General features: G+C 61.9%; 21 protein-coding genes. 18 read left to right on the top strand and 3 right to left on the bottom strand.

Annotated elements, in window-relative coordinates; all coding sequences use genetic code 11:
- Nucleotides 1–105: 105 nt before the first annotated feature.
- From PspCFBP13509_RS01875 to PspCFBP13509_RS01805, 15 genes are all read left to right on the top strand, one after another.
- On the top strand, nt 106–1,728 hold the full coding sequence (locus PspCFBP13509_RS01875; protein ID WP_065926492.1) for a methyl-accepting chemotaxis protein: 1,623 nt from the start codon (nt 106–108) through the stop codon (nt 1,726–1,728).
- Entirely contained in the window at nt 1,728–2,240 is a 513-nt protein-coding gene (locus PspCFBP13509_RS01870; protein WP_137211485.1) for a chemotaxis protein CheW, read from the top strand. Before PspCFBP13509_RS01875 ends, PspCFBP13509_RS01870 begins: the two co-directional genes overlap by 1 nt.
- On the top strand, nt 2,237–3,490 hold the full coding sequence (locus tag PspCFBP13509_RS01865) for a CheR family methyltransferase (protein ID WP_065948859.1): 1,254 nt from the start codon (nt 2,237–2,239) through the stop codon (nt 3,488–3,490). The genes PspCFBP13509_RS01870 and PspCFBP13509_RS01865 overlap by 4 nt, the downstream gene beginning before the upstream one ends.
- Nucleotides 3,487–4,188: a chemotaxis protein CheW gene (locus PspCFBP13509_RS01860; RefSeq protein WP_027604520.1), complete on the top strand. Its 702-nt coding sequence runs from the start codon at nt 3,487–3,489 to the stop codon at nt 4,186–4,188. Before PspCFBP13509_RS01865 ends, PspCFBP13509_RS01860 begins: the two co-directional genes overlap by 4 nt.
- Nucleotides 4,185–6,467 carry a hybrid sensor histidine kinase/response regulator gene (locus PspCFBP13509_RS01855; protein ID WP_065926490.1) on the top strand — a complete coding sequence of 761 codons (2,283 nt, stop codon included), beginning with the start codon at nt 4,185–4,187 and terminating at the stop codon, nt 6,465–6,467. The genes PspCFBP13509_RS01860 and PspCFBP13509_RS01855 overlap by 4 nt, the downstream gene beginning before the upstream one ends.
- The gene (gene cheB, locus PspCFBP13509_RS01850; RefSeq protein WP_065926489.1) at nt 6,464–7,474 is read left to right on the top strand and encodes a chemotaxis response regulator protein-glutamate methylesterase; all 1,011 of its coding nucleotides are present in this window, start codon (nt 6,464–6,466) and stop codon (nt 7,472–7,474) included. Before PspCFBP13509_RS01855 ends, cheB begins: the two co-directional genes overlap by 4 nt.
- A gap of 51 nt (nt 7,475–7,525) precedes the next feature.
- Nucleotides 7,526–8,527, top strand: coding sequence for a response regulator (locus PspCFBP13509_RS01845; RefSeq protein ID WP_065926488.1), 1,002 nt, complete (start codon nt 7,526–7,528; stop codon nt 8,525–8,527).
- A 156-nt stretch (nt 8,528–8,683) separates the two neighbouring features.
- A protein-coding gene (gene prfB / locus PspCFBP13509_RS01840; RefSeq protein ID WP_098465888.1) for a peptide chain release factor 2 occupies nt 8,684–9,779 on the top strand; the annotation gives its coding sequence in 2 pieces (ribosomal slippage) (nt 8,684–8,755 and nt 8,757–9,779; 1,095 coding nt in all).
- A 90-nt stretch (nt 9,780–9,869) separates the two neighbouring features.
- Nucleotides 9,870–11,372 (top strand): lysine--tRNA ligase, encoded by a 1,503-nt coding sequence (lysS, locus tag PspCFBP13509_RS01835; protein WP_065926487.1) that lies wholly within the window; start codon nt 9,870–9,872, stop codon nt 11,370–11,372.
- Between the two features lie 106 nt (nt 11,373–11,478).
- Entirely contained in the window at nt 11,479–12,195 is a 717-nt protein-coding gene (locus tag PspCFBP13509_RS01830; RefSeq protein ID WP_027604515.1) for a TetR/AcrR family transcriptional regulator, read from the top strand.
- A gap of 15 nt (nt 12,196–12,210) precedes the next feature.
- The gene (locus PspCFBP13509_RS01825; RefSeq protein ID WP_065926486.1) at nt 12,211–12,759 is read left to right on the top strand and encodes a hypothetical protein; all 549 of its coding nucleotides are present in this window, start codon (nt 12,211–12,213) and stop codon (nt 12,757–12,759) included.
- Between the two features lie 21 nt (nt 12,760–12,780).
- Nucleotides 12,781–14,058, top strand: coding sequence for a flavohemoglobin expression-modulating QEGLA motif protein (locus PspCFBP13509_RS01820; protein ID WP_027604513.1), 1,278 nt, complete (start codon nt 12,781–12,783; stop codon nt 14,056–14,058).
- Between the two features lie 27 nt (nt 14,059–14,085).
- Nucleotides 14,086–14,991 (top strand): alpha/beta hydrolase, encoded by a 906-nt coding sequence (locus PspCFBP13509_RS01815; RefSeq protein ID WP_027604512.1) that lies wholly within the window; start codon nt 14,086–14,088, stop codon nt 14,989–14,991.
- On the top strand, nt 14,988–15,314 hold the full coding sequence (locus tag PspCFBP13509_RS01810; RefSeq protein ID WP_003172217.1) for a hypothetical protein: 327 nt from the start codon (nt 14,988–14,990) through the stop codon (nt 15,312–15,314). The genes PspCFBP13509_RS01815 and PspCFBP13509_RS01810 overlap by 4 nt, the downstream gene beginning before the upstream one ends.
- A 169-nt stretch (nt 15,315–15,483) precedes the next feature.
- Entirely contained in the window at nt 15,484–15,807 is a 324-nt protein-coding gene (locus PspCFBP13509_RS01805) for a hypothetical protein (protein ID WP_065926485.1), read from the top strand.
- A gap of 437 nt (nt 15,808–16,244) precedes the next feature.
- On the opposite strand, the gene PspCFBP13509_RS01795 is transcribed toward PspCFBP13509_RS01805, so the two are convergent.
- From PspCFBP13509_RS01795 to PspCFBP13509_RS01785, 3 genes are all read right to left on the bottom strand, one after another.
- Nucleotides 16,245–17,030, bottom strand: coding sequence for an OmpA family protein (locus PspCFBP13509_RS01795; RefSeq protein ID WP_027604511.1), 786 nt, complete (start codon nt 17,028–17,030; stop codon nt 16,245–16,247).
- Between the two features lie 55 nt (nt 17,031–17,085).
- Nucleotides 17,086–17,511, bottom strand: coding sequence for a DUF4398 domain-containing protein (locus tag PspCFBP13509_RS01790; protein WP_027604510.1), 426 nt, complete (start codon nt 17,509–17,511; stop codon nt 17,086–17,088).
- A gap of 282 nt (nt 17,512–17,793) precedes the next feature.
- On the bottom strand, nt 17,794–18,138 hold the full coding sequence (locus PspCFBP13509_RS01785) for a hypothetical protein (RefSeq protein ID WP_027604509.1): 345 nt from the start codon (nt 18,136–18,138) through the stop codon (nt 17,794–17,796).
- Between the two features lie 184 nt (nt 18,139–18,322).
- Here PspCFBP13509_RS01785 and ppc point away from each other — a divergent pair, with 184 nt between their 5' ends.
- From ppc to tsaB, 3 genes are all read left to right on the top strand, one after another.
- Nucleotides 18,323–20,968, top strand: coding sequence for a phosphoenolpyruvate carboxylase (gene ppc, locus PspCFBP13509_RS01780; RefSeq protein ID WP_065926484.1), 2,646 nt, complete (start codon nt 18,323–18,325; stop codon nt 20,966–20,968).
- Nucleotides 20,969–21,267: 299 nt separating this feature from the next.
- On the top strand, nt 21,268–21,915 hold the full coding sequence (gene adk, locus PspCFBP13509_RS01775; protein WP_010212617.1) for an adenylate kinase: 648 nt from the start codon (nt 21,268–21,270) through the stop codon (nt 21,913–21,915).
- Between the two features lie 89 nt (nt 21,916–22,004).
- The gene (gene tsaB / locus PspCFBP13509_RS01770) at nt 22,005–22,691 is read left to right on the top strand and encodes a tRNA (adenosine(37)-N6)-threonylcarbamoyltransferase complex dimerization subunit type 1 TsaB (protein WP_137211483.1); all 687 of its coding nucleotides are present in this window, start codon (nt 22,005–22,007) and stop codon (nt 22,689–22,691) included.
- The last annotated feature ends 100 nt before the right edge of the window (nt 22,692–22,791 follow it).

Genomic DNA, 22,791 nt, shown 5'->3' with positions numbered 1-22,791 from the left:
GGTGTTTTTGCATATATGTCGGCACAACACCAAAACCCATTGATAAATGAGGGCTTCTGCTCAGCTATACTCCCCTCCATTTGAATGGCCCTTCGAGGAAACACTGTGAAGAATTGGACCTTGCGCCAGCGGATTTTGGCGAGCTTTGCGGTCATTATCGCGATCATGCTGCTGATGGTTGTGGTGTCCTACTCACGGTTGCTGAAGATCGAAGCCAGCCAGGAATCGGTGCGTGACGACGCGGTGCCGGGGGTTTACCTCAGTTCGATGATCCGCAGCGCGTGGGTCGACAGCTATTTGCAGACCATCGATATCATTGGTCTGCGCGAGGATAAAACCTTCACCAATAGCGATAAGTCGGATTACAAGGCCTTCGAGGCGCGTATCGAACAGCAGATGGCCAATTACGAAAAAACCGTGCATAGCCAGGCCGATCGCATGGAGTTCGATAACTTCAAGGCCGCCCACATCAATTACAACAAGGTCCTGGCCGAGGTGCTTGAGCGCGTCGAAGCCAATGACCTGCCGGCCGCCCGCGAGCTGCTGGAAGAGCAATTGACGCCGATCTGGACCGAAGGGCGCATGAAGCTCAATGACATCATCACGGAAAACAAGGCCGTGTCCGACAGGGCAACGGCCGCCATTGACGACGCCGTTGCCTCGGCCAAGGTCAGCATGTTCCTGTCGCTGGCCGTGGCCATTCTCGCCGCCGGCCTGTGTGGCCTGCTGCTGATGCGCGCGATCATGGCGCCGATGCAACGCATCGTCGAGATCCTCCAGACCATGCGCACCGGTGACCTGAGCAAACGCTTGAACCTGGAGCGCAAGGACGAGTTCGGTGCGGTGGAAACCGGCTTCAACGACATGATGACCGAGCTCACGGCCCTGGTGTCCCAGGCCCAGCGCTCTTCGGTGCAGGTCACCACCTCGGTCACCGAGATTGCGGCCACCTCCAAGCAGCAACAGGCCACTGCCACTGAAACCGCGGCCACCACCACTGAGATCGGTGCCACTTCACGGGAGATCGCTGCCACTTCCAAGGACCTGGTTCGCACCATGACCGAAGTGTCCACCGCCGCCGACCAGGCCTCGGTGGCCGCCGGTTCCGGCCAGCAAGGCCTGGCGCGCATGGAAGAAACCATGCACTCGGTGATGGGCGCCGCCGACCTGGTGAACGCCAAGCTGGCGATCCTCAATGAGAAGGCCGGCAATATCAACCAAGTGGTGGTGACCATCGTCAAGGTCGCCGACCAGACCAACCTGCTGTCCCTGAATGCCGCCATCGAAGCCGAAAAGGCCGGTGAATATGGGCGCGGTTTTGCCGTGGTGGCCACCGAAGTGCGGCGCCTGGCCGACCAGACCGCCGTGGCCACCTACGACATCGAGCAGATGGTGCGTGAAATCCAGTCAGCGGTTTCGGCGGGCGTGATGGGCATGGACAAGTTCTCCGAAGAAGTCCGTCGAGGCATGTTCGAAGTGCAGCAAGTAGGCGAGCAGCTGTCGCAGATCATCCATCAGGTACAGGCCCTGGCGCCGCGGGTGTTGATGGTCAACGAAGGCATGCAGGCCCAGGCCACCGGCGCCGAGCAGATCAACCATGCCCTGGTGCAACTGGGCGATGCCAGCAGCCAGACGGTGGAGTCCCTGCGCCAGGCCAGCTTTGCCATCGATGAACTGAGCCAGGTTGCGGTGGGTCTGCGCAGCGGCGTGTCGCGTTTCAAAGTCTGATGAGCGACCTTGCGGCTAAACGCGGCGCCGTTCCGGCAGCGAAAAAAGCCTTGTTCCTGGTGTTTCACATCGGCAGCGAACGCTTTGCGCTCAAGGCCACGGAGGTGGCCGAGGTGTTGCCACGCCTGCCGCTCAAGCCTATCGCCCACGCGCCACTGTGGGTGGCGGGCATCTTTGCCCATCGCGGGGTGTTGGTGCCGGTCATCGACCTGAGTGCGCTGACCTTCGGCACAGCGGCCCAGGCGCGTACGAGTACGCGCCTGGTGCTGGTCAATTACCAGCCGCACACCTGGGTCGAATCGCGCTGGCTCGGGCTGATCCTCGAGCAGGCCACGGACACCCTGCGGTGCGACCCGGCCGAATTCCAGCCTTACGGCCTGGATAACCGCCAGGCGCGGTACCTGGGGCCGGTGCGTGAGGATGCCCTGGGCCTGATGCAGTGGATTGGCGTGAATGACGTGCTCACCGATGATGTGCGCGCCCTGTTGTTTTCTGCCGAGCTGAGCCTATGAGCAACGACCCGCGTTTCTTTGCCTTCTTGAAAGAACGTATCGGCCTGGACGTCGCGTCGGTCGGCGAGGCCATCATCGAGCGCGCCGTACGCCAGCGCAGCCAGGCCGTGCAGGCGCAAACGCCAGGGCAGTACTGGCAGCACCTGCAAAGCTCCGAGGACGAGCAACACGCGCTGATCGAAGCCGTGATCGTCCCCGAGACCTGGTTTTTCCGTTACCCCGAATCCTTTGCGACCCTGGCCCGACTGGCGCTTGCACGCCTGGCCGAGATCAAGCAGATGCGCGCCCTGCGCATTCTCAGCCTGCCGTGTTCCACCGGCGAAGAACCCTATTCCATTGCCATGGCCTTGCTGGATGCCGGGCTGGCGCCGCACCAGTTCAAGGTCCTGGGCCTGGATGTCAGCCCGCTGTCGGTGGAGCGCGCCCGGCGTGGGGTGTATGGCAAGAACTCGTTTCGCGGTGGCGATATTGCCTTTCGCGACCGCCACTTCACGGAATACGGCGACGGGTTCCACATCGCCGACCGCGTGCGCGAACAGGTGCGCCTGCAAGTCGGCAACCTGCTCGACCCGACGCTGCTGGCGAACGAGGCGAGCTACGATTTCGTGTTTTGCCGCAACCTGCTGATCTACTTTGACCAGCCGACCCAGAAACAAGTCTTCGATGTGCTCAAGGGCCTGACCCATGTGGACGGCGTGCTGTTTATCGGTCCCGCCGAGGGCAGCTTGCTGGGGCGCCACGGCATGCGCTCGATTGGGGTGCCGCAGTCATTTGCCTTCAGCCGGCATGCCGAACCGGTGAAGCCTGAGCCGGTATTCGTGCCCATGCCGACGCCACCGCGCAGCGCCGCGCCGGTCCCGGTCAAGCCGCGACCGTTCAGCACGGCCAGCACCCAGGCGGGGCCGATCAAGGCGCCGCCCTCCGATGCGGGCACCTTGCTCAGCCGCATCGCCAGCCTGGCCAACGAAGGCAAAAGTGCCGAGGCCCGCGCCGCCTGCGAGCAGTATCTGAACAGTCACCCGCCGGCCGCCCAGGTGTTCTACTGGCTGGGGTTGCTCAGCGACGTGGCCGGCAGCGCCCTGGAAGCCCAGGGGTTTTATCGTAAAGCCTTGTACCTGGAACCCCAGCACCCGCAGGCCTTGATGCACCTGGCCGCCTTGCTCGAGTCCCAGGGCGACAGTGCGGGGGCGCGCCGTTTACAGGCGCGGGCTGCCCGCAGCGAGCGAGCAGACAGTGAGTCCAAACGATGAGTAGCACCGAGGCGCTCAACACCGCAGGCCTGGACCTGACCCTGGCCGACACCCAAGCCATCGACGACTGCTGGAACCGTATCGGTATCCATGGCGACAAGTCGTGCCCGTTGCTTGTGGAACATATCCACTGCCGTAACTGTTCGGTGTACTCGGCTGCCGCCACGCGCTTGCTGGACCGCTATGCCTTGCAGCAGGACGACCGTCGTCCGGTGGCGGCTGCCGAGGTTGACGAAAAGATCGTCACCCGCTCGCTGTTGGTGTTCCGCCTCGGCGAGGAATGGCTGGGCATCGCCACCCGCTGCCTGGTGGAGGTGGCGCCGTTGCAACCGATTCACTCGCTGCCGCACCAGCGCTCCCGTGCCTTGCTCGGTGTGGCCAATGTGCGTGGCGCGCTGGTGGCGTGCCTGTCGCTGGTGGAGTTGCTTGGCCTGGAAACAACCCATCAGGGCGCCAGCGGTGGGCGGATCATGCCGCGCATGCTGATCATCGCCGCGCAGGATGGCCCGGTGGTGGTGCCGGTGGACGAAGTGGATGGCATCCATGCCATCGATGAGCGCACCCTGAAGGCGGCGTCGGCCTCGGGTACCCAGGCCAGCGCGCGCTACACCCAGGGTGTGTTGCAGTGGAAAGGCCGTAGCCTGCGGTGGCTGGACGAGGCGCAATTGTTGTCCGCCGTGACCCGGAGCCTCACATGACCCCCGACCAGATGCGCGACGCCTCGCTGCTGGAGCTGTTCAGCCTGGAAGCCGATGCCCAGACCCAGGTGCTGAGCGCGGGCCTGCTGGCCCTGGAGCGCAACCCTACCCAGGCCGACCAGCTTGAAGCCTGCATGCGTGCCGCGCATTCGCTCAAGGGCGCGGCGCGCATCGTCGGGGTGGACGCCGGGGTCAGCGTGGCCCATGTCATGGAGGATTGCCTGGTCAGCGCCCAGGAACGCCGCCTGTACCTGCAACCCGAACATATCGACGCGTTGCTGCAAGGCACCGACTTGCTGATGCGTATCGCCACCCCTGGCAACGATGTCGGCACGGCGGACATCGATGCCTATGTGGCGTTGATGGAGCGCCTGCTGGATCCATCCCAGCCCAGTGCCTACGTCGCGCCGCTGCCCGCTGCGCCTGAGCCCGCCCCGGCGCCGCTCATCGAAGAGCTGCCGCCGGAGCCTGAGCCCGCACCGCACGTCGCCAGTGATCCGCCGCGTCAGGGCCGGCGCATGACTGAAGGTGGCGAACGCGTATTGCGCGTGACCGCCGAGCGCTTGAACAGCCTGTTGGACCTCTCGAGCAAGTCTCTGGTGGAAACCCAGCGGCTCAAGCCCTACCTGGCCAGCATGCAGCGTCTCAAACGGATTCAAAGCCAGAGCGTACGCGCCCTGGATACCCTGGATGGCCAGCTCAAGACCCTGGGTTTGAGCCTCGAAGCCGAGGAAGCCCTGGCCGATACCCGCCGCCTGCTGAGCGAAGCCCAGGCGCTGCTGGCGGAAAAGACCGCCGAGCTGGATGAGTTTGGCTGGCAGGCCGGCCAGCGTGCCCAGGTGCTCTACGACACTGCGCTGGCCTGTCGCATGCGCCCGTTTGCCGACGTGCTGGCCGGGCAGGTGCGCATGGTGCGCGACCTCGGCCGCAGCCTGGGCAAGCAAGTGCGCCTGGAGATCGAGGGAGAAAAGACCCAGGTCGATCGCGACGTGCTGGAAAAGCTCGAAGCGCCACTCACCCATCTATTGCGCAATGCCGTCGACCACGGCATCGAAATGCCCGAGCAACGCCTGCTGGCAGGCAAACCTGCCGAAGGCCTGATCCGCCTGCGCGCGTCCCATCAGGCCGGCCTGCTGGTGCTGGAGCTGAGTGACGACGGCAATGGCGTCGACCTGGAGCGCCTGCGCGGCACCATCGTCGATCGGCATCTTTCAACCTGGGAGACGGCCCTGAACCTGAGTGAAGAGGAGCTGCTGACGTTCCTGTTCCTGCCGGGGTTCAGCCTGCGCGACAAGGTCACCGAAGTGTCCGGGCGCGGTGTCGGGCTGGATGCGGTGCAGCATATGGTTCGCCAACTGCGCGGCGCGGTGGTGCTGGAGCAGGCGGCAGGGCAGGGCAGTCGCTTCCACCTGGAGGTGCCGCTGACCCTGTCGGTGGTGCGCAGCCTGGTGGTGGAAGTCGGCGAGGAAGCCTATGCGTTCCCGCTGGCGCATATCGAGCGCATGTGCGACCTGGCACCCGACGACATTGTGCAGTTGGAAGGCCGCCAGCATTTCTGGCATGAAGGTCGGCATGTGGGCCTGGTCGCCGCCAGCCAGCTGTTGCAGCGCCCATTGGGGCAGAGCAATGACGAAACCTTGAAGGTGGTGGTGATCCGCGAGCGCGATGCGGTTTACGGGATCGCCGTGGAACGCTTTATCGGCGAACGCACCCTGGTGGTGTTACCGCTGGATGATCGCCTGGGCAAGGTCCAGGATATTTCCGCCGGTGCCTTGCTGGACGACGGCTCGGTGGTATTGATCGTCGATGTGGAAGATATGCTGCGCTCGGTGGACAAGCTGCTCAACACCGGGCGCCTGGAACGCATCGCCCGGCGCAGCCAGCAGGCCACCGAGGCACCGCGCAAGCGGGTACTGGTGGTGGACGACTCGCTCACTGTGCGGGAGTTGCAACGCAAACTGCTGCTCAATCGCGGGTACGAAGTGGCCGTCGCGGTTGACGGCATGGACGGCTGGAACGCCTTGCGCTCCGAAGACTTCGACCTGCTTATCACTGATATCGATATGCCTCGTATGGACGGTATTGAATTGGTCACACTCCTGCGCCGTGACAGTCGCCTGCAATCGTTGCCGGTGATGGTGGTGTCGTACAAAGACCGTGAAGAAGACCGCCGTCGCGGGCTGGATGCTGGGGCCGATTATTATCTGGCCAAGGCCAGTTTCCACGATGACGCGCTGCTGGATGCCGTGGTGGAGCTGATCGGAGGCGCGCGGTCATGAGGATTGCGATCGTCAATGACATGCCCCTGGCCGTGGAGGCCCTGCGCCGTGCCTTGAGCTTCGAGCCCGCGCACCAGGTTGTGTGGGTGGCCAGCAATGGCCTGGAGGCGGTGCAGCGCTGCGCCGAATTGACCCCGGACCTGATTCTGATGGACCTGATCATGCCGGTGATGGACGGCGTGGAGGCCACGCGGCAGATCATGGCCGAGACCCCGTGCGCGATCCTGCTGGTGACCGTCGACCGCCAGGCCAATGTGAGCCGGGTGTTCGAAGCCATGGGCCACGGCGCCCTGGATGTGGTGGACACGCCGGCGCTCGGTGTGGGCAACCCCAAGGATGCGGCGGCGCCGTTGCTGCGCAAGATCCTCAACATCGGCTGGCTGATCGGCCAGCGCGGCAGCCGTGTGCGCGCCGAAACCACCCCGGAGCGCAGCACCGGCGAACGCCAGAGCCTGGTGGCGATCGGTTCTTCGGCGGGTGGCCCGGCTGCCCTGGAAACCCTGCTCAAGGGATTGCCCCGGGACTTTGCCGCCGCCATTGTGCTGGTGCAGCATGTGGATCAGGTCTTCGCCGCCGGCATGGCCGAGTGGCTGAGCAGCGCCTCCGGCCTGCCGGTACGCCTGGCCCGCGAAGGCGAACCGCCGCAAAGCGGGGTGGTGCTGCTGGCCGGTACCAATCACCACATTCGTTTATTGAAGAATGGCACGCTAGCCTATACCGCAGAGCCGGTGAACGAGATTTACCGGCCTTCGATCGACGTGTTTTTCGAAAGCGTGGCCAGCCACTGGAATGGCGATGCCGTCGGCGTACTGCTGACGGGTATGGGGCGTGACGGGGCCCAGGGGCTCAAGCTAATGCGTGAACAAGGTTATTTGACCATCGCCCAGGATCAGCAAAGCTCGGCGGTGTATGGCATGCCCAAAGCGGCGGCGGCGATTGATGCTGCTGTTGAAATTCGCCCACTGGATAGAATTGCGCCCCGATTGCTGGAGGTCTTTGCAAAATGATCATGACCTTCCGCGGTGTTGGCTTGCAGGCAGTAATTCAGGTGACTGCACATGAATGATTTACAGATCGACGACATCAAGACCGACGAAAACGCCGCCATGGTGTTGCTGGTCGACGACCAGGCCATGATCGGCGAAGCCGTCCGGCGCGGCCTGGCCCACGAAGAAAACATCGACTTCCACTTCTGTGCCGACCCGCACCAGGCGATTGCCCAGGCCATCCGCATCAAGCCCACGGTGATCCTGCAGGACCTGGTGATGCCGGGCCTCGACGGCTTGACCCTGGTGCGCGAATACCGCAACCACCCGGCCACGCAGAACATCCCGATCATCGTGCTTTCCACCAAGGAAGACCCACTGATCAAGAGCGCGGCGTTCTCGGCGGGGGCCAACGATTACCTGGTCAAGCTGCCGGACAACATCGAACTGGTGGCGCGCATCCGCTATCACTCGCGTTCTTACATGACCCTGTTGCAGCGCGATGCCGCCTACCGTGCGCTGCGGGTCAGCCAGCAACAGCTGCTGGACACCAACCTGGTGCTGCAACGGCTGATGAACTCCGATGGCCTGACCGGGCTGTCCAACCGCCGCCACTTCGACGAATACCTGGAGCTGGAATGGCGCCGCGCCATGCGTGACCAGACCCAGCTGTCATTGCTGATGATCGACGTGGATTTCTTCAAGACCTACAACGACAGCTTTGGCCACGTCGAGGGGGATGAAGCCTTGCGCAAGGTCGCCAACACTATCCGCGAAGCCAGCAGCCGCCCCTCGGACCTGCCGGCGCGCTACGGCGGCGAAGAGTTTGCCCTGGTGTTGCCGAACACCTCGCCGGGTGGGGCACGCCTGGTGGCGGAAAAGCTGCGCATGGCCGTCGCCGCACTGAAAATCCCGCATATCGCCCCGGCGGAAGGCTCGAGCCTGACCATCAGCATCGGGCTGTCGACCATGACGCCGGTGCAGGGTACCGATTGCCGCCAGTTGATCATGGCGGCGGACAAGGGCTTGTATACGGCCAAGCACAACGGGCGAAACCTGGTCGGCATTGAGTGACTCGAGGCCGCAACAGATCAAAATGTGGGAGGGGGCTTGCCCCCTCCCACATTTAACCCTGCGTAGTCTGCCTTTTCGCCAGGCGGGCTGCCGCTCCCCCCCGTTTGCCGTTATACTCGCCGGCTTTCAAAAGTTCGCCAACGAGTGCTGCCCGCCATGGAAATCAACCCGATCCTTAACACCATCAAGGACCTGTCCGAGCGCTCCGAAACTATTCGGGGGTATCTTTGACTACGATCAAAAGCATGAGCGCCTGACCGAAGTCAATCGCGAGCTTGAAGATCCGAGTGTCTGGAACAAACCTGAATACGCCCAGGAACTGGGGCGCGAGCGCGCTGCGCTGGCGCAGATCGTCGACACCCTCGACGAACTGAATACCGGCCTGGCCGATTGCCGCGACCTGCTGGACATGGCCGTCGAGGAAAACGACGAAGGCGCAGTGGGCGATGTCGTCGCCGAGCTGGCCCGTCTCGAGGAAAACCTCGCCAAGCTTGAATTCCGTCGCATGTTCAGCCACGAAATGGACCCGAACAACGCCTACCTGGACATCCAGGCCGGTTCCGGCGGCACCGAAGCCCAGGACTGGGCCAACATCCTGCTGCGCATGTACCTGCGCTGGGCCGACAAACGCGGTTTCGACGCCACCATCATGGAACTGTCGGCTGGTGAAGTCGCCGGCATCAAGGGCGCGACCGTGCACATCAAGGGTGAATACGCCTTTGGCTGGCTGCGTACCGAGATCGGCGTACACCGCCTGGTGCGCAAGAGCCCGTTCGACTCCGGCAACCGTCGCCACACCTCGTTCTCTGCGGTGTTCGTCTCGCCCGAGATCGATGACAAGGTGGAAATCGAGATCAACCCGGCCGACCTGCGTATCGACACCTACCGCTCCTCCGGTGCCGGTGGCCAGCACGTAAACACCACCGACTCGGCCGTACGTATTACCCACGTACCGACCAACACCGTGGTGAGCTGCCAGAACGAACGTTCCCAGCACGCGAACAAGGACACCGCCATGAAAATGCTGCGGGCCAAGTTGTACGAGCAGGAAATGCAGAAGCGCAACGCCGCTTCCCAGGCCCTGGAAGACACCAAGTCGGATATCGGCTGGGGTCACCAGATCCGCTCTTATGTGCTCGATGCGTCGCGGATCAAGGATCTGCGCACTAACATCGAACGCAGCGACTGCGACAAGGTGCTCGACGGTGACATTGACGAATACCTGGAAGCCAGCCTGAAATCTGGCCTGTAACCCCTTGTAGGAACCGGGGGGACGCCTGGTCCTTGCCGGCGATCCCCGGCCTACGCCTGGGACAACGAACCTGATGGAAAATTTAAAGACATGAGCGACCAACAACTCGACCCGCAAGCCCTGCAACAGGAAGAAAACTCCCTGATCGCCCTGCGCAAGGAAAAGCTGGCTGCCGAGCGCGCCAAGGGCAATGCCTTCCCCAACGACTTCCGTCGCGACAACTACTGCGATGCCTTGCAGAAGCAGTACGCGGACAAGACCAAGGAAGAGCTGGCAGAAGCGGCGATCCCGGTCAAGGTGGCAGGTCGCATCATGCTCAACCGTGGCTCGTTCATGGTGATCCAGGACATGACCGGGCGTATCCAGGTCTACGTCAACCGCAAGACCCTGTCCGAAGAAACCCTGGCCTCGGTGAAAACCTGGGATATGGGCGACATCATCGCCGCCGAAGGCACCCTGGCCCGTTCCGGCAAGGGCGACCTGTACGTGGAAATGACCAGCGTGCGCCTGCTGACCAAGTCCCTGCGCCCGTTGCCGGACAAGCACCACGGCCTGACCGACACCGAGCAGCGTTACCGCCAGCGCTACGTTGACCTGATCGTCAACGAAGACGTGCGCCAGACCTTCCGCGTGCGTTCGCAGGTCATCGCGCACATCCGCAGCTTCCTGATGCAGCGTGACTTCCTGGAAGTGGAAACCCCGATGCTGCAGACCATCCCGGGTGGTGCCGCAGCCAAGCCGTTCGAAACCCACCACAACGCACTGGACCTGGAAATGTTCCTGCGTATCGCGCCTGAGTTGTACCTCAAGCGTCTTGTGGTCGGTGGCTTCGAGAAGGTGTTCGAGATCAACCGCAACTTCCGTAACGAAGGCGTCTCGACCCGGCACAACCCGGAATTCACCATGTTGGAGTTCTACCAGGCCTACGCCGACTACGAAGACAACATGGACCTCACCGAGGAACTGTTCCGCGAGCTGGCGCAGCTTGTCCTCGGGACTACCGACGTGCCGTACGGCGACAAGGTGTTCCACTTCGGCGAGCCGTTCGTACGCCTGTCGGTGTTCGACTCGATCCTCAAGTACAACCCTGAGTTGACCGCAGACGACCTCAACGACATCGACAAGGCCCGCGCCATCGCCAAGAAAGCCGGTGCCAAGGTGCTCGGTTTCGAAGGCCTGGGCAAACTGCAGGTGATGATTTTCGAAGAGCTGGTGGAGCACAAGCTGGAACAGCCGCACTTCATTACCCAGTACCCGTTCGAAGTGTCGCCGCTGGCCCGTCGCAACGACGACAACCCGAACGTCACCGACCGTTTCGAGCTGTTCATCGGCGGCCGCGAAATCGCCAACGCCTACTCCGAGCTTAACGATGCCGAAGACCAGGCCGAGCGCTTCATGGCCCAGGTGGCCGACAAGGACGCTGGCGACGACGAAGCCATGCACTACGACGCCGACTTCGTACGTGCCCTGGAATACGGCATGCCGCCAACGGCCGGTGAAGGTATCGGCATCGACCGCCTGGTGATGTTGTTGACCAACTCGCCGTCGATCCGCGATGTGATCTTGTTCCCGCACATGCGGCCACAAGCGTAAATGTAGCGAAATCCGAAGCCGCCTTTTATAAGGCGGCTTTTTTATGTGGCGTTTTTAAGCGTCAAGCAAACAGCGCCAGGTTTTGATCTATTCAAGGATGTGTGTCGTGAACCGCGTAACCGCTCAAGAAGGTGCCGCCGGCATTGCCGCTGCCGTGGCTGAAAGCGTCCAGTACCAGGGCCGTAAGGCCAGCCGTCGGGGCAGCGAGCAACGCAGGCAAGACATTCTCGATGCAGCCATGCGCATCGTGGTGCGCGATGGCGTGCGGGCCGTGCGCCATCGGGCCGTGGCGGCCGAGGCCGGTGTGCCGTTGTCAGCCACTACCTATTACTTCAAGGACATCGATGACCTGCTCACCGATACCTTCGCCCAGTACGTTGAACGCAGCGCCGCCTTCATGGGCAAGCTATGGGTGCGTAACGAAGGCCTGCTGCGTGAGATGGTCGCCTATGGCGATGGCAGCCCGGAATCGCGCTCGCAACTGGCCGATGACATCGCGCGGCTGACCGCCGACTATGTGCTGCGCCAGTTGACCAACCGCCGCGAGCATTTGATGGCCGAACAGGCCTTTCGCCAGGAAGCCTTGCTCAACCCGCGCCTGGCTGAGCTGGTGCGTTCCCACCAGCAGATCCTGTTGCAGGGCACGGGGCAGTTTTTCCAGGTATTGGGCTCCCGCGAGCCGCAACAGGACGCCAAGGTGTTGACGGCGATTATCAGTCGGATGGAATATCAGGGCCTGCTGGGCGGCGCAGAGCCTCTGACCGGTGAAGAGATGCTTGAGATCCTCAAGCGTTACATGCATTTGGTGTTGGCCTCGGTCTGACACCGGGGGAGTCCAATGAAAACCTGGCGTGTGGCGGTAATCGCCTTGTCGTTCCTGTTGCTCAGCGGTTGCCTGGTCACGTTCAAGGACCCGTTGCCCGCCCATGAGGCGGCACCGGATGAGTTGCTGGGCCATTGGACCAGCAGGAATGCCTGGGGCGAACCGCTCAATCTGCGCATCAGCCGTGCCGGTGAGCACCGCTACAAGGCGGTGAGCTACCCTAAAGCCACGCCGGCCCAGCGCGATGAGTACCTGTTTACCGTTTCGCGTCATGGCAACCGCTGGTACCTGTCGGCACCGTTGCCGGCCCGGTTCGGAGGGCATTACTTCCTGGCGGGGTTCGAGTTCGACGATAAGCACGAATTGGTGGTCTATAACCTCGACCTCGAACAGATTCACCAGGCCATCGGGCAACAGGTGCTGCAGGGCAGCAGCGTGGATACCGTCGAAGGCGCCGGCGTACGGGTCGACAGTTCCATGAGCCAGGTGTTTGCCTACCTGGATGATCCGGCCAATGCCGATGTGTTCGTTGAAGCCGTGCGCTACCAGCGTGCGGGCAAATAACGTTTAAAGAGGAAGCACCGGGTGGACGATTACCAGCAGACGATACGCAGCTTGTCCGATCGCATTGTGCTGGCGCAAACACCGATTCGCGTCCTCGACGCCGTGAAGTGGGACGACAACATTCGCCAGGGATTCCTCAAGGCCAAGGGCAAGGCCATGCCCGCCGTGGATCGCGACTATTACCTGAACCGGCCGCTGTCGTTCGACTCTAGTGCGGTAAAGCTGGAATTCCAGAACATCGAACGCGACATCACTCGCCGCCTCGGCCAGTTCAGCCCGGTGGGGCAGATCATGCGCCGCATGTGCCGCGAATACCGCATGGTGGTGCGCATGCTCGAAGCCCGCGGCACCGAGGACTTCGGCCTGATTTCCCAGGAGCTGTACGGCGCCGCCTCCGACGCCTTCCACGCCGGCGACCCGACCCTGGCTGACCTGGGCCTGATGCTCTCCGACTACCTGAACAATATCGACGGCCGTGGTGACCTCAAGGACGAAGCCAAGACCCTGACCGCCAAGGACGCCGTGGCCCTGCTGCAAACCCGCCTGAACAAGGTATTTGGCGAAGCCGAAGAGACCATCCGGGTGTTTGAGTCCGACGGCATCGTTGCCGATGCCGCAGCGGGCGCCGACTACATCAAGATCCGCGCCGACGCGATGTTCAACGACCGCGACGTGCGTGCGCTGGAAGTCCACGAAGGCCTGGTGCATGTCGGTACCACGCTCAACGGCCAGAACCAGCCGATCTGCACGTTCCTGTCCAAGGGCCCGCCGTCGTCCACCGTGACCCAGGAAGGCCTGGCGATCCTCATGGAGATCATTACGTTCGCCTCCTACCCGAGCCGCTTGCGCAAGCTGACCAACCGCACCCGTGCGATCCACATGGTGGAAGAGGGTGCCGACTTCCTGCAGGTGTTCGAGTTCTTCCGCGAGCAAGGCTTTGAAATGGCCGAAAGCTATGGCAACGCCAGCCGGGTATTCCGTGGCTCGGTGCCGAACGGCCTGCCGTTTACCAAGGATCTGTCCTACCTCAAGGGCTTTATCATGGTCTACAACTACATCCAGCTGGCCGTGCGCAAAGGCAAGCTGGAGCAAGTGCCGCTGCTGTTCTGCGGCAAGACCACCCTGGAAGACATGCGCACCTTGCGCCAACTGGTGGACGAAGGCCTGGTGGTGCCGCCCAAGTACCTGCCGGAGCAGTTCCGCGACATGAATGCACTGGCGGCGTGGATGTGTTTCTCCAACTTCCTCAACCACTTGAGCCTGGACCGGATCGAGGCGGATTACTCCAATATCCTTTAAACGTTGTTATTCACGAGGCTTCAACGGATGAGAATCCTCGGCATTCTGTGCCTGCTACTCACATTGAACGGTTGCAGCTCGCTGCTGTTCTACCCCGAACCCGGCCTGCCGTTCACGCCCGAAAAAGCGCACTTGCAATACCGCGATGTCACCCTCACCACCGCCGACGGTGTGAAGCTGCACGCGTGGTGGCTGCCGGCCAAGGCCGGAGTACCCGTCAAAGGGACGGTGCTGCACCTGCACGGCAACGGCGGTAACCTGGCCTGGCACCTGGGCGGCAGCTGGTGGTTGCCGGAGCAGGGCTACCAGGTACTGCTGCTGGACTATCGCGGTTACGGGCTGTCGGCAGGCAAGCCCTCGCTGCCAGCGATCTATCAGGACGTGGACGCGGCGTTCAACTGGCTCGACCAGGCGCCCGAAACCCAGGGCCAGCCGTTGATCGTCCTCGGTCAAAGCCTCGGTGGTGCGCTGGCGGTGCATTACCTGGCGGAACACCCGCAGCGTCAAGTCCAACTCAAGGCCCTGGTACTGGACGGCGTGCCGGCCAGTTATCGTGACGTAGGACAATTCGCCCTGAGCACCTCCTGGTTAACATGGCCCTTCCAGGTGCCCTTGTCTTGGCTGGTGCCCGACGCCGACAGCGCGATCAACGCCATGCCGCAACTGACCGGCGTGCCGAAATTGCTGTTCCACAGCCTGGATGACCCGATCGTGCCCGTGGCCAACGGTATCCGCCTGTATCAGGCCGCGCCACCGCCACGGGTATTGCAGTTGACCCGCGGCGGCCATGTGCAGACCTTTGCCGACAAGACTTGGCAAACCGTGATGCTGCGCTATCTGGACGACCCGCAGCACTTCAACGGCCTGCGCCGCCTGGGCGAGATTCCGAATTACCCCATTCCTAAAGTTGATCCATCAGAGAGCCCGCAATGAGTGAAGAACGCAACATGATCCCGCTGATCCTCACCGGTATCGGCACCATCATCGGCACCGTCGGCTGCCTGTGGTACTACGGCTATTTGCACTTCGCCAAGCCTGAGGATGCGTTGCTGCTCAGCGACTTCACCATGCTCAAGACCGTGCCGGGCGAGGACTACAAGATCTCCCTGACCCCGGCCGCTCAAGTGGCGCAGTGCGTCGATGGCGTGCTGGTCATGTTCGATACCGAACAAAAAGGCTTGAGTGGTGTGTTGGTCAATAATAAGAAGCAGGCGGTGCGTTGCATGGGCCAGGAAACCCCGCAACTGCAGCAGTAAGCCAGCGCGTCGAGTCCGTGGGAAAACGCCACTCAGCCTGGGGATTCGTCCCTTGGTGCAGGTCCGAGTCTTCCCAGGCCGGAACCATCTCTATTTGCCCGCCACAGACTATGGACTGATCGGTGTGACTGATCGGTCCTTTTCGTTAGTTATTGTGGAGTCGACATTTATGACAAGCATCAGCGGAACACAGTCTCCAGTGAATACGGGCAGCTATGGCGCCGGCGGGAGCTCCCAGGGAGACCTCAACCAACAGATTGATGACGTAAAAAGCAAAATTAACCAAATGGAGTCACAAGGCTCCCAGGGTGGGCAGGGAAGCGGTGGGGCCGGCGGCGGAGAGAGTCTCGAGGACCTGAAGGAGCTACTGAAGAAGCTGCTTGCACAACTGCAGCAACAAGGTGCACAGGGCGGCCAAGGCGGCGAAGGCGGCCAGGGCAATGGCCAGATTCCGCAACCCGACTATCAGGGGGGGGGCTCGATCAACACCTGATTGCCCACCCGTGGAAAAACCCGCCTGCCATAGGCGGGTTTTTGTGTATCCGGGGTCAGGTTAGCCACGGCCCGCTCAATGTCCACAGGGGGGCGGGATTTATTTGGAACCATATCGCGCAAGACGCCACATAAAGCGGTGTAACTTACACAGTTCAGGGCCGAGAAAGTGGCGATATCTATTTTTTCAAATCCTGCAAATCCTGCAGCTCCTGAAAGTCCGGCATTACGCAACATGCGGGATATGGTCAGGTGCCATGAGGATCTGGAACGGCAGCAAGCTCGGGAGCAGAAAAAGCAACTGATGGAGCATTTGCCGAAACAGGCCCATGCCCCGAAGATTGAGCTGCCAGCGGAGGACACAAACCGTCCTGTCCAATTCGGCGAGCCCAAAAAAAACCCACCATAAGGTGGGTTTTCTTATCCAGCATCAATCAATCAGTTGGCGACGGACGAGCGTGGCTTGACCGGCTGGTTATCGTTGGAGATGGTCACTTCAACGCGGCGGTTCATGGCACGGCCCGAGACGCTGCCGTTGTCGGCAACCGGGTATTCCTTGCCATAGCCGGTGGTCACGATGCGGCGTGGGTCAACGCCCATCTTGATCAGCGCAACCTGCACAGAAGCGGCACGTCGCTCCGACAGGCTCTGGTTGTAGGCATCGCTGCCTGTGCTGTCCGTGTAACCTTCAACGATCACCTGGCGATCCGGGTTTTCCTGAAGGAACTGCGCCAGCTTATTGATGTTGACCAGGCCGCTGGACTTCAGGTCGGCCTTGTTGGTGGCAAACAGCACGTCGCCAAAGGTCACCAGAGTACCGCGCTCGGTTTGCTTGGCGTTCAAGCTGTCCTGCAGCTGCTTGATCTGCGCATCACGGGCCTCGAGCAGGGCACGGGCGCGTTCGTCGCCGGCGTTTTTCAGCTTGGCTTCGGATTCGCGCAGCACGATGGTGTCTTTGGCCACTTCAACGCGCTGGTTGGTCAGGTAGGCCAGTTGATCGACCTTCTTCTGGTCTTCCTTGTCGCGGTAGGCCTTGTCAGCCTTGTCCAGCCAATCGCTGGCATCCTTGGTTTCCAGCGCGGCAAGCTTGGTGGCTTGCGGGTTGGTTTGCAGGGACGAGAAGTTGGTCCGTGCGTTTTCCAGGTTCGCGTTGGGCGGGGTAGAGCAGGCCGCCAGGGCAACGCTCATCGCCAGCAGGGCAGGGATCATCAATTGTTTACGCATAGTCGTGTCGTCCTTTCAATTCGATATCGGGTGCAGTGCAATCAGGCGCGGCGCTTTATTTCTGCTGGATAGCAGCCGGGCGCATACCTTCCTGACGCAGCTCCTGAACAGCTTTCTGGGAATCCTTCACAGCCTGTTCGGCCTTGGCCGCCTGGGACTTGCGCTCTGCAACGCGAGCATCCCATTCAGCCTGTTCGGCCAGGCGACGCGCCTCGTCATAATTCTTGTCGTGCATGGCGATTTCGGCTTGCTTGAGCTTGTCCTGGGCCGATTTCATTTCAACTGCTGCGTACTCGGTACCGCCGGCGCTCACTGCGCTGTTGACCGCGGACTGAGTCACCGCGTACTGCTCGGTTGGCGGGTTGCCGGCGCAGCCAGCCAAAACGAAGCTGGTGCCGATTGCCAGCGCGGCCAATTTAAGCCCGCGCAGGTGGTTAAACGTGGATTTGGCAGTGCTGGTCTTCATCGTCTTCAACTCCATTGGATAGCTCCTAAAAACATCAAAATCCATCGCAGTCGGTGAACGGCTTTGGGCGCGGCGGTAAAGCGCGACAGGCCCTTTCAAACGGCCGTTCCAAGTGATGGCTTACTGGCTGTGACCGGAGGCTTTTTTCAAAAGTTCAGAAGAGATGGCGATTTGCCTAAAAAAATATCTGACTGATTGGTCAGGGTAAAAAGTTGGAACTTTTGCCACGTGCAGGGGTACTCCGAGCCTCGGCAGAGGCCCGGAATACGGGGTTCAGATGGGTGTCAATCGAGTCCGTCAGTGCTTTTGGTCGTCGGCACTGGCAGACAAATCATGCAGATAGCGACGGGACAAGGTCAGGAACCGCGGCGTTGGCCCGACGTCCTCATAGAGCGGGTCGCCCTCTTCATCGGTGGCGATGACCTGTTGTCCCTTGATGTAGGGAAAGCTGGCTTCCAGCTCCTCAAGGGCGGCACCGATCAGCTCGCCGAGCAGTTCTTCGGTGTGGCGCTTGGGGTACATCTCGGCGATGGCTGCCAGCCGTGCAGCAGCCTCCACATCCAGATGGATGGCGTACTCGGTCTTGGTCAGGCGACCCTTGGCGTTCTCTTCCCAATGCTGGGCCAGTTCTCGAATTTTCATGGCAACCTCAATAAAGCCTGCGGTGGCAGGCGGTGATGAGTGACCAGCCGTGCGCGTGGATAAACGCGGCGGCTCACACTTGAGACTAGCTGCAAGTCACAAGGTTTAAAGTCTTGTCATAAAACGATGCCGGCGGCACTCTGACACACCTGCGCGTCCCGGATTTCTGGCTGGAGATTGGCTGATGAGTGATATCGATGCACGCTTGCGTGAGGATGTTCACCTGCTCGGTGAACTGTTGGGCAACACCATTCGAGAGCAGTACGGCGATGATTTTCTCGCCAAGATCGAACAGATCCGCAAAGGCGCCAAGGCCGACCGCCGCGGAGCCGCCCCGGACAAAGCCGCGGGTGATGAACTGAGCGCCAGCCTCAATCAGTTGCAGGAAAACGAACTGCTGCCGGTGGCGCGGGCCTTCAACCAGTTCCTCAACCTGGCCAATATCGCCGAGCAGTATCAGTTGATTCACCGGCGCGACGAGTCGCAACCGGCGCCGTTCGAGTCCCGCGTATTGCCGGAGTTACTGGCTCGCCTGCAGGGCGAGGGCCACAGCAATGAGTCCCTCGCCCGCCAGTTGGGGCGCCTGGACATCGAACTGGTCCTCACCGCCCACCCCACCGAAGTGGCACGCCGCACCCTGATCCAGAAATACGACGCCATCGCCGCGCAACTGGCGCTGCAGGATCATCGCGACCTCACCAGCGCTGAGCGCGAGCAGATCCGCCAGCGCCTGCAGCGCTTGATCGCCGAAGCCTGGCACACCGAAGAAATCCGCCGCACTCGGCCCACCCCGGTGGATGAAGCCAAGTGGGGCTTCGCGGTGATCGAGCATTCGTTGTGGCACGCCATCCCCAATTACTTGCGCAAGGCCGACCAGGCGTTACACGCGGCGACGGGCCTGCGTTTGCCGCTGGAAGCCGCGCCGATCCGCTTTGCGTCGTGGATGGGCGGCGACCGTGACGGCAACCCGAATGTCACCGCGCCGGTCACCCGCGAGGTGTTGCTGCTGGCGCGCTGGATGGCGGCCGACCTGTACCTGCGCGATATCGACCACCTGGCCTCCGAACTGTCGATGCAACAGGCCAGCCCGGCGTTGCAGGCCAAGGTCGGCGACAGCGTCGAACCTTATCGTGCCCTGCTCAAGCAACTGCGCGAACGCCTGCGCGCCACGCGCCAATGGGCCCATACCGCGTTGAGCAGCAGCACGCCGGCGCCTGCCGAGGTGTTGCAGAACAACCGCGATCTGCTCGAGCCACTGGAGTTGTGCTACCAGTCGTTGCACGCGTGCGGCATGGGCGTGATCGCCGACGGCCCGCTGCTCGATTGCCTGCGCCGGGCCGTAACCTTTGGTCTATTTCTGGTGCGCCTGGATGTGCGCCAGGATTCCAGTCGTCATTCGGCGGCGATGACTGAAATCACCGATTACCTGGGCCTGGGCCGTTACGAGGACTGGAACGAAGACATGCGCATCAGCTTCCTGATGAAGGAGCTGGCCAACCGTCGACCGCTGTTGCCGGGCTATTTCAAGCCATCGGCCGATACGGCCGAAGTGCTCAATACCTGCAAGGAAGTGGCCGCCGCGCCTGCCGCATCGTTAGGCTCGTATGTCATTTCCATGGCCGGTGCCGCGTCGGACGTATTGGCGGTGCAGCTGCTGCTTAAAGAGTCGGGCGTTCAACGGCCGATGCGCGTGGTGCCGCTGTTCGAAACCCTGGCCGACCTGGATAACGCCGGTCCCGTGATCGAACAACTGTTGCTGCTGCCAGGCTACCGGGCGCGCTTGCAGGGCCCGCAGGAAGTGATGATCGGCTACTCCGACTCGGCCAAGGACGCCGGCACCACCGCCGCCGCCTGGGCGCAGTACCGGGCCCAGGAGCGGCTGGTGGATATCTGCCGTGAGCAACAGGTGGAATTGCTGCTGTTCCACGGTCGCGGCGGCACCGTCGGGCGTGGCGGCGGCCCGGCCCACGCGGCGATCCTGTCGCAACCGCCGGGTTCGGTGGCGGGGCGTTTCCGTACCACCGAGCAAGGCGAGATGATTCGCTTCAAGTTCGGCTTGCCGGACATTGCTGAACAGAACCTCAATCTCTACCTGGCCGCCGTGTTGGAAGCGACATTGCTGCCACCGCCGCCACCGGAGCCGGCGTGGCGCCATTTGATGGATGAATTGGCGGCCGACGGCGTCAGCGCTTACCGTGCGGTGGTGCGGGAAAATCCGCAATTCGTCGAGTATTTTCGCCAATCCACCCCGGAGCAGGAGCTGGGCCGGCTACCTCTGGGCAGTCGCCCGGCCAAGCGTCGCGCCGGTGGTATAGAAAGCCTGCGCGCCATTCCGTGGATCTTCGGCTGGACCCAGACTCGCCTGATGCTGCCGGCCTGGCTGGGTTGGGAAGCCGCATTGAGCAAGGCCCTGGAGCGCGGCGAAGGGGAACTGCTGGGGCAGATGCGCGAACAGTGGCCGTTCTTCCGCACCCGCATCGATATGCTGGAAATGGTCCTGGCCAAGGCCGATGCCGATATTGCGCGCCTGTATGACGAGCGCTTGGTGCAGCCGGACCTGTTGCCATTGGGGGCGCACTTACGCGACCTATTGTCGCAGGCATGCGACGTGGTGCTTGGCCTGACCGGCCAGTCGCAACTGCTGGCCCATAGCCCTGACACCCTGGAGTTCATCCGCCTGCGCAACACCTACCTCGACCCCTTGCACCTGTTGCAGGCCGAGTTGCTCGCGCGCTCGCGTCGCCAGGAAGCCGCGCAGGACAGCCCTCTGGAACAGGCGTTGCTGGTGTCCGTGGCGGGTATTGCCGCCGGCCTGCGCAACACCGGCTGAGGTTTTTTGCGTGTTCTCAAAAGCTTGCGGATAAACCACGACGGCCGCCCTGAAAGGGGTGGTCGGCGTTTACAGCGCTGGTTGCACTCAGGCACACCCTACCTATGACGTACGCGTGGCGCGGGTTCCTGCGACTTTTGGCGGCTTGTGTGGTTAGGGCCCGCTGTGTATCTTGATCAGCCTTTGGCCGTTTGGGCGGCCTGGGCCCATAGTTTCATGAGCCCTATATTATTTTTACGAGATTGGCCCCACGCGGCGAATCCGAGCGTCATCTCTATAAAAAATTGAGGAGCACATCGATGCGCGTCATTCTGCTGGGAGCTCCCGGGGCCGGTAAAGGTACTCAGGCAAAGTTCATCACTGAAAAATTCGGCATTCCACAAATCTCCACCGGCGACATGCTGCGTGCTGCCGTCAAGGCCGGCACCGAGCTGGGCCTGATCGCCAAGAGCGTGATGGACAGCGGCGGCCTGGTCTCCGATGACCTGATCATCAACCTGGTCAAGGAACGCATCAGCCAGGAAGACTGCAAGAACGGCTTCCTGTTCGACGGTTTCCCACGCACCATTCCCCAGGCCGAAGCCCTGGTGAAAGCCGGCGTCGAGCTGGACGCGGTGGTGGAAATCGCGGTTGAAGATGAAGAGATCGTCCAGCGTATTGCCGGTCGTCGCGTCCACGAAGCCTCCGGCCGCGTGTACCACACCGTCTACAACCCGCCTAAAGTTGAAGGCAAGGACGATGTCACCGGTGAAGACCTGGTGCAGCGCAAGGACGACACCGAAGAAACCGTGCGTCATCGCCTGTCTGTCTACCATTCCCAGACCAAGCCGCTGGTGGATTTCTACCAGAAGCTGTCCGCAGCCCAGGGCAAGCCGAAGTACAGCCATATCCCTGGCGTCGGCTCGGTGGAAGCGATCACCGCCAAGGTCCTGCAAGCACTGAGCTGATCCTTTATCGGCTTGATAGACAACGGCCCGCTTGCGGGCCGTTGTTGTTTATACTGGCGCACTTTTTTTCGACTTGGACACCCATACCGATGAGCACCCTGCTGGCCCTGGACACCGCGACTGAAGCTTGCTCCGTTGCCTTGCTGCACGATGGCAAGGTCACAAGCCACTACGAGGTGATCCCGCGCCTGCACGCGCAGAAGCTGTTGCCGATGATCAAGCAGCTGCTTGAAGACGCGGGCACCACCCTGTCGGCCGTGGATGCCATCGCCTTCGGCCGTGGCCCGGGAGCGTTCACCGGGGTGCGCATCGCCATTGGGGTGGTCCAGGGCCTGGCCTTTGCGTTGGAGCGCCCGGTGCTGCCGGTTTCCAACCTTGCCGTACTGGCCCAACGTGCCTTGCGCGAACACGGCGCCCAGCAGGTGGCGGCGGCGATCGATGCGCGTATGGACGAAGTGTATTGGGGTTGCTACCGCGAAACGGCTGGCGAAATGCGCCTTGTCGGCGTGGAAGCGGTGCAGCCACCGGAATCGGCGGTATTGCCGGGCGATGCCAGCGGTGACTGGTTCGGCGCTGGCACCGGTTGGGGTTATGGCGAGCGTATCGGCGTTCAACCCGCTGGCCAGGACGCCACCCTGTTGCCTCACGCCGAAGACCTGCTGACCCTGGCGCGCTTTGCGTTCGAACGTGGCGAGGCTATTCCTGCGGATCAGGCCGCACCGGTTTACCTGCGCGATAAAGTCGCGCAGACCAAGGCGGAAAGAGGGATTATTTGACGCCAAAAATGATGGCAATTTGAGGCAAAAGTCGCCAATCGTCAGAATTTGCCCGGGTTTTTAAACCTTTTTCAAATTATGTGTTCTAGTTATCACCAGA

This window comes from Pseudomonas sp. CFBP13509, assembly GCF_005233485.1.
GTDB classification, from domain to species: domain Bacteria; phylum Pseudomonadota; class Gammaproteobacteria; order Pseudomonadales; family Pseudomonadaceae; genus Aquipseudomonas; species Aquipseudomonas marginalis.
Note: the sequence above shows the minus strand (reverse complement) of the source record. Positions and strands in the feature narration are given on the sequence as shown.

Excerpts from the sequence above, each read along its gene's own strand:
- PspCFBP13509_RS01870 (WP_137211485.1), top strand. The coding sequence starts at position 1,728 with ATGAGCGACCTTGCGGCTAAACGCGGCGCCGTTCCGGCAGCGAAAAAA.
- PspCFBP13509_RS01865 (WP_065948859.1), top strand. The coding sequence starts at position 2,237 with ATGAGCAACGACCCGCGTTTCTTTGCCTTCTTGAAAGAACGTATCGGC.
- PspCFBP13509_RS01860 (WP_027604520.1), top strand. The coding sequence starts at position 3,487 with ATGAGTAGCACCGAGGCGCTCAACACCGCAGGCCTGGACCTGACCCTG.
- PspCFBP13509_RS01855 (WP_065926490.1), top strand. The coding sequence starts at position 4,185 with ATGACCCCCGACCAGATGCGCGACGCCTCGCTGCTGGAGCTGTTCAGC.
- cheB (WP_065926489.1), top strand. The coding sequence starts at position 6,464 with ATGAGGATTGCGATCGTCAATGACATGCCCCTGGCCGTGGAGGCCCTG.
- PspCFBP13509_RS01845 (WP_065926488.1), top strand. The coding sequence starts at position 7,526 with ATGAATGATTTACAGATCGACGACATCAAGACCGACGAAAACGCCGCC.
- lysS (WP_065926487.1), top strand. The coding sequence starts at position 9,870 with ATGAGCGACCAACAACTCGACCCGCAAGCCCTGCAACAGGAAGAAAAC.
- PspCFBP13509_RS01825 (WP_065926486.1), top strand. The coding sequence starts at position 12,211 with ATGAAAACCTGGCGTGTGGCGGTAATCGCCTTGTCGTTCCTGTTGCTC.
- PspCFBP13509_RS01815 (WP_027604512.1), top strand. The coding sequence starts at position 14,086 with ATGAGAATCCTCGGCATTCTGTGCCTGCTACTCACATTGAACGGTTGC.
- PspCFBP13509_RS01810 (WP_003172217.1), top strand. The coding sequence starts at position 14,988 with ATGAGTGAAGAACGCAACATGATCCCGCTGATCCTCACCGGTATCGGC.
- PspCFBP13509_RS01805 (WP_065926485.1), top strand. The coding sequence starts at position 15,484 with ATGACAAGCATCAGCGGAACACAGTCTCCAGTGAATACGGGCAGCTAT.
- PspCFBP13509_RS01795 (WP_027604511.1), bottom strand. The coding sequence starts at position 17,030 with ATGCGTAAACAATTGATGATCCCTGCCCTGCTGGCGATGAGCGTTGCC.
- PspCFBP13509_RS01790 (WP_027604510.1), bottom strand. The coding sequence starts at position 17,511 with ATGGAGTTGAAGACGATGAAGACCAGCACTGCCAAATCCACGTTTAAC.
- PspCFBP13509_RS01785 (WP_027604509.1), bottom strand. The coding sequence starts at position 18,138 with ATGAAAATTCGAGAACTGGCCCAGCATTGGGAAGAGAACGCCAAGGGT.
- ppc (WP_065926484.1), top strand. The coding sequence starts at position 18,323 with ATGAGTGATATCGATGCACGCTTGCGTGAGGATGTTCACCTGCTCGGT.
- adk (WP_010212617.1), top strand. The coding sequence starts at position 21,268 with ATGCGCGTCATTCTGCTGGGAGCTCCCGGGGCCGGTAAAGGTACTCAG.
- tsaB (WP_137211483.1), top strand. The coding sequence starts at position 22,005 with ATGAGCACCCTGCTGGCCCTGGACACCGCGACTGAAGCTTGCTCCGTT.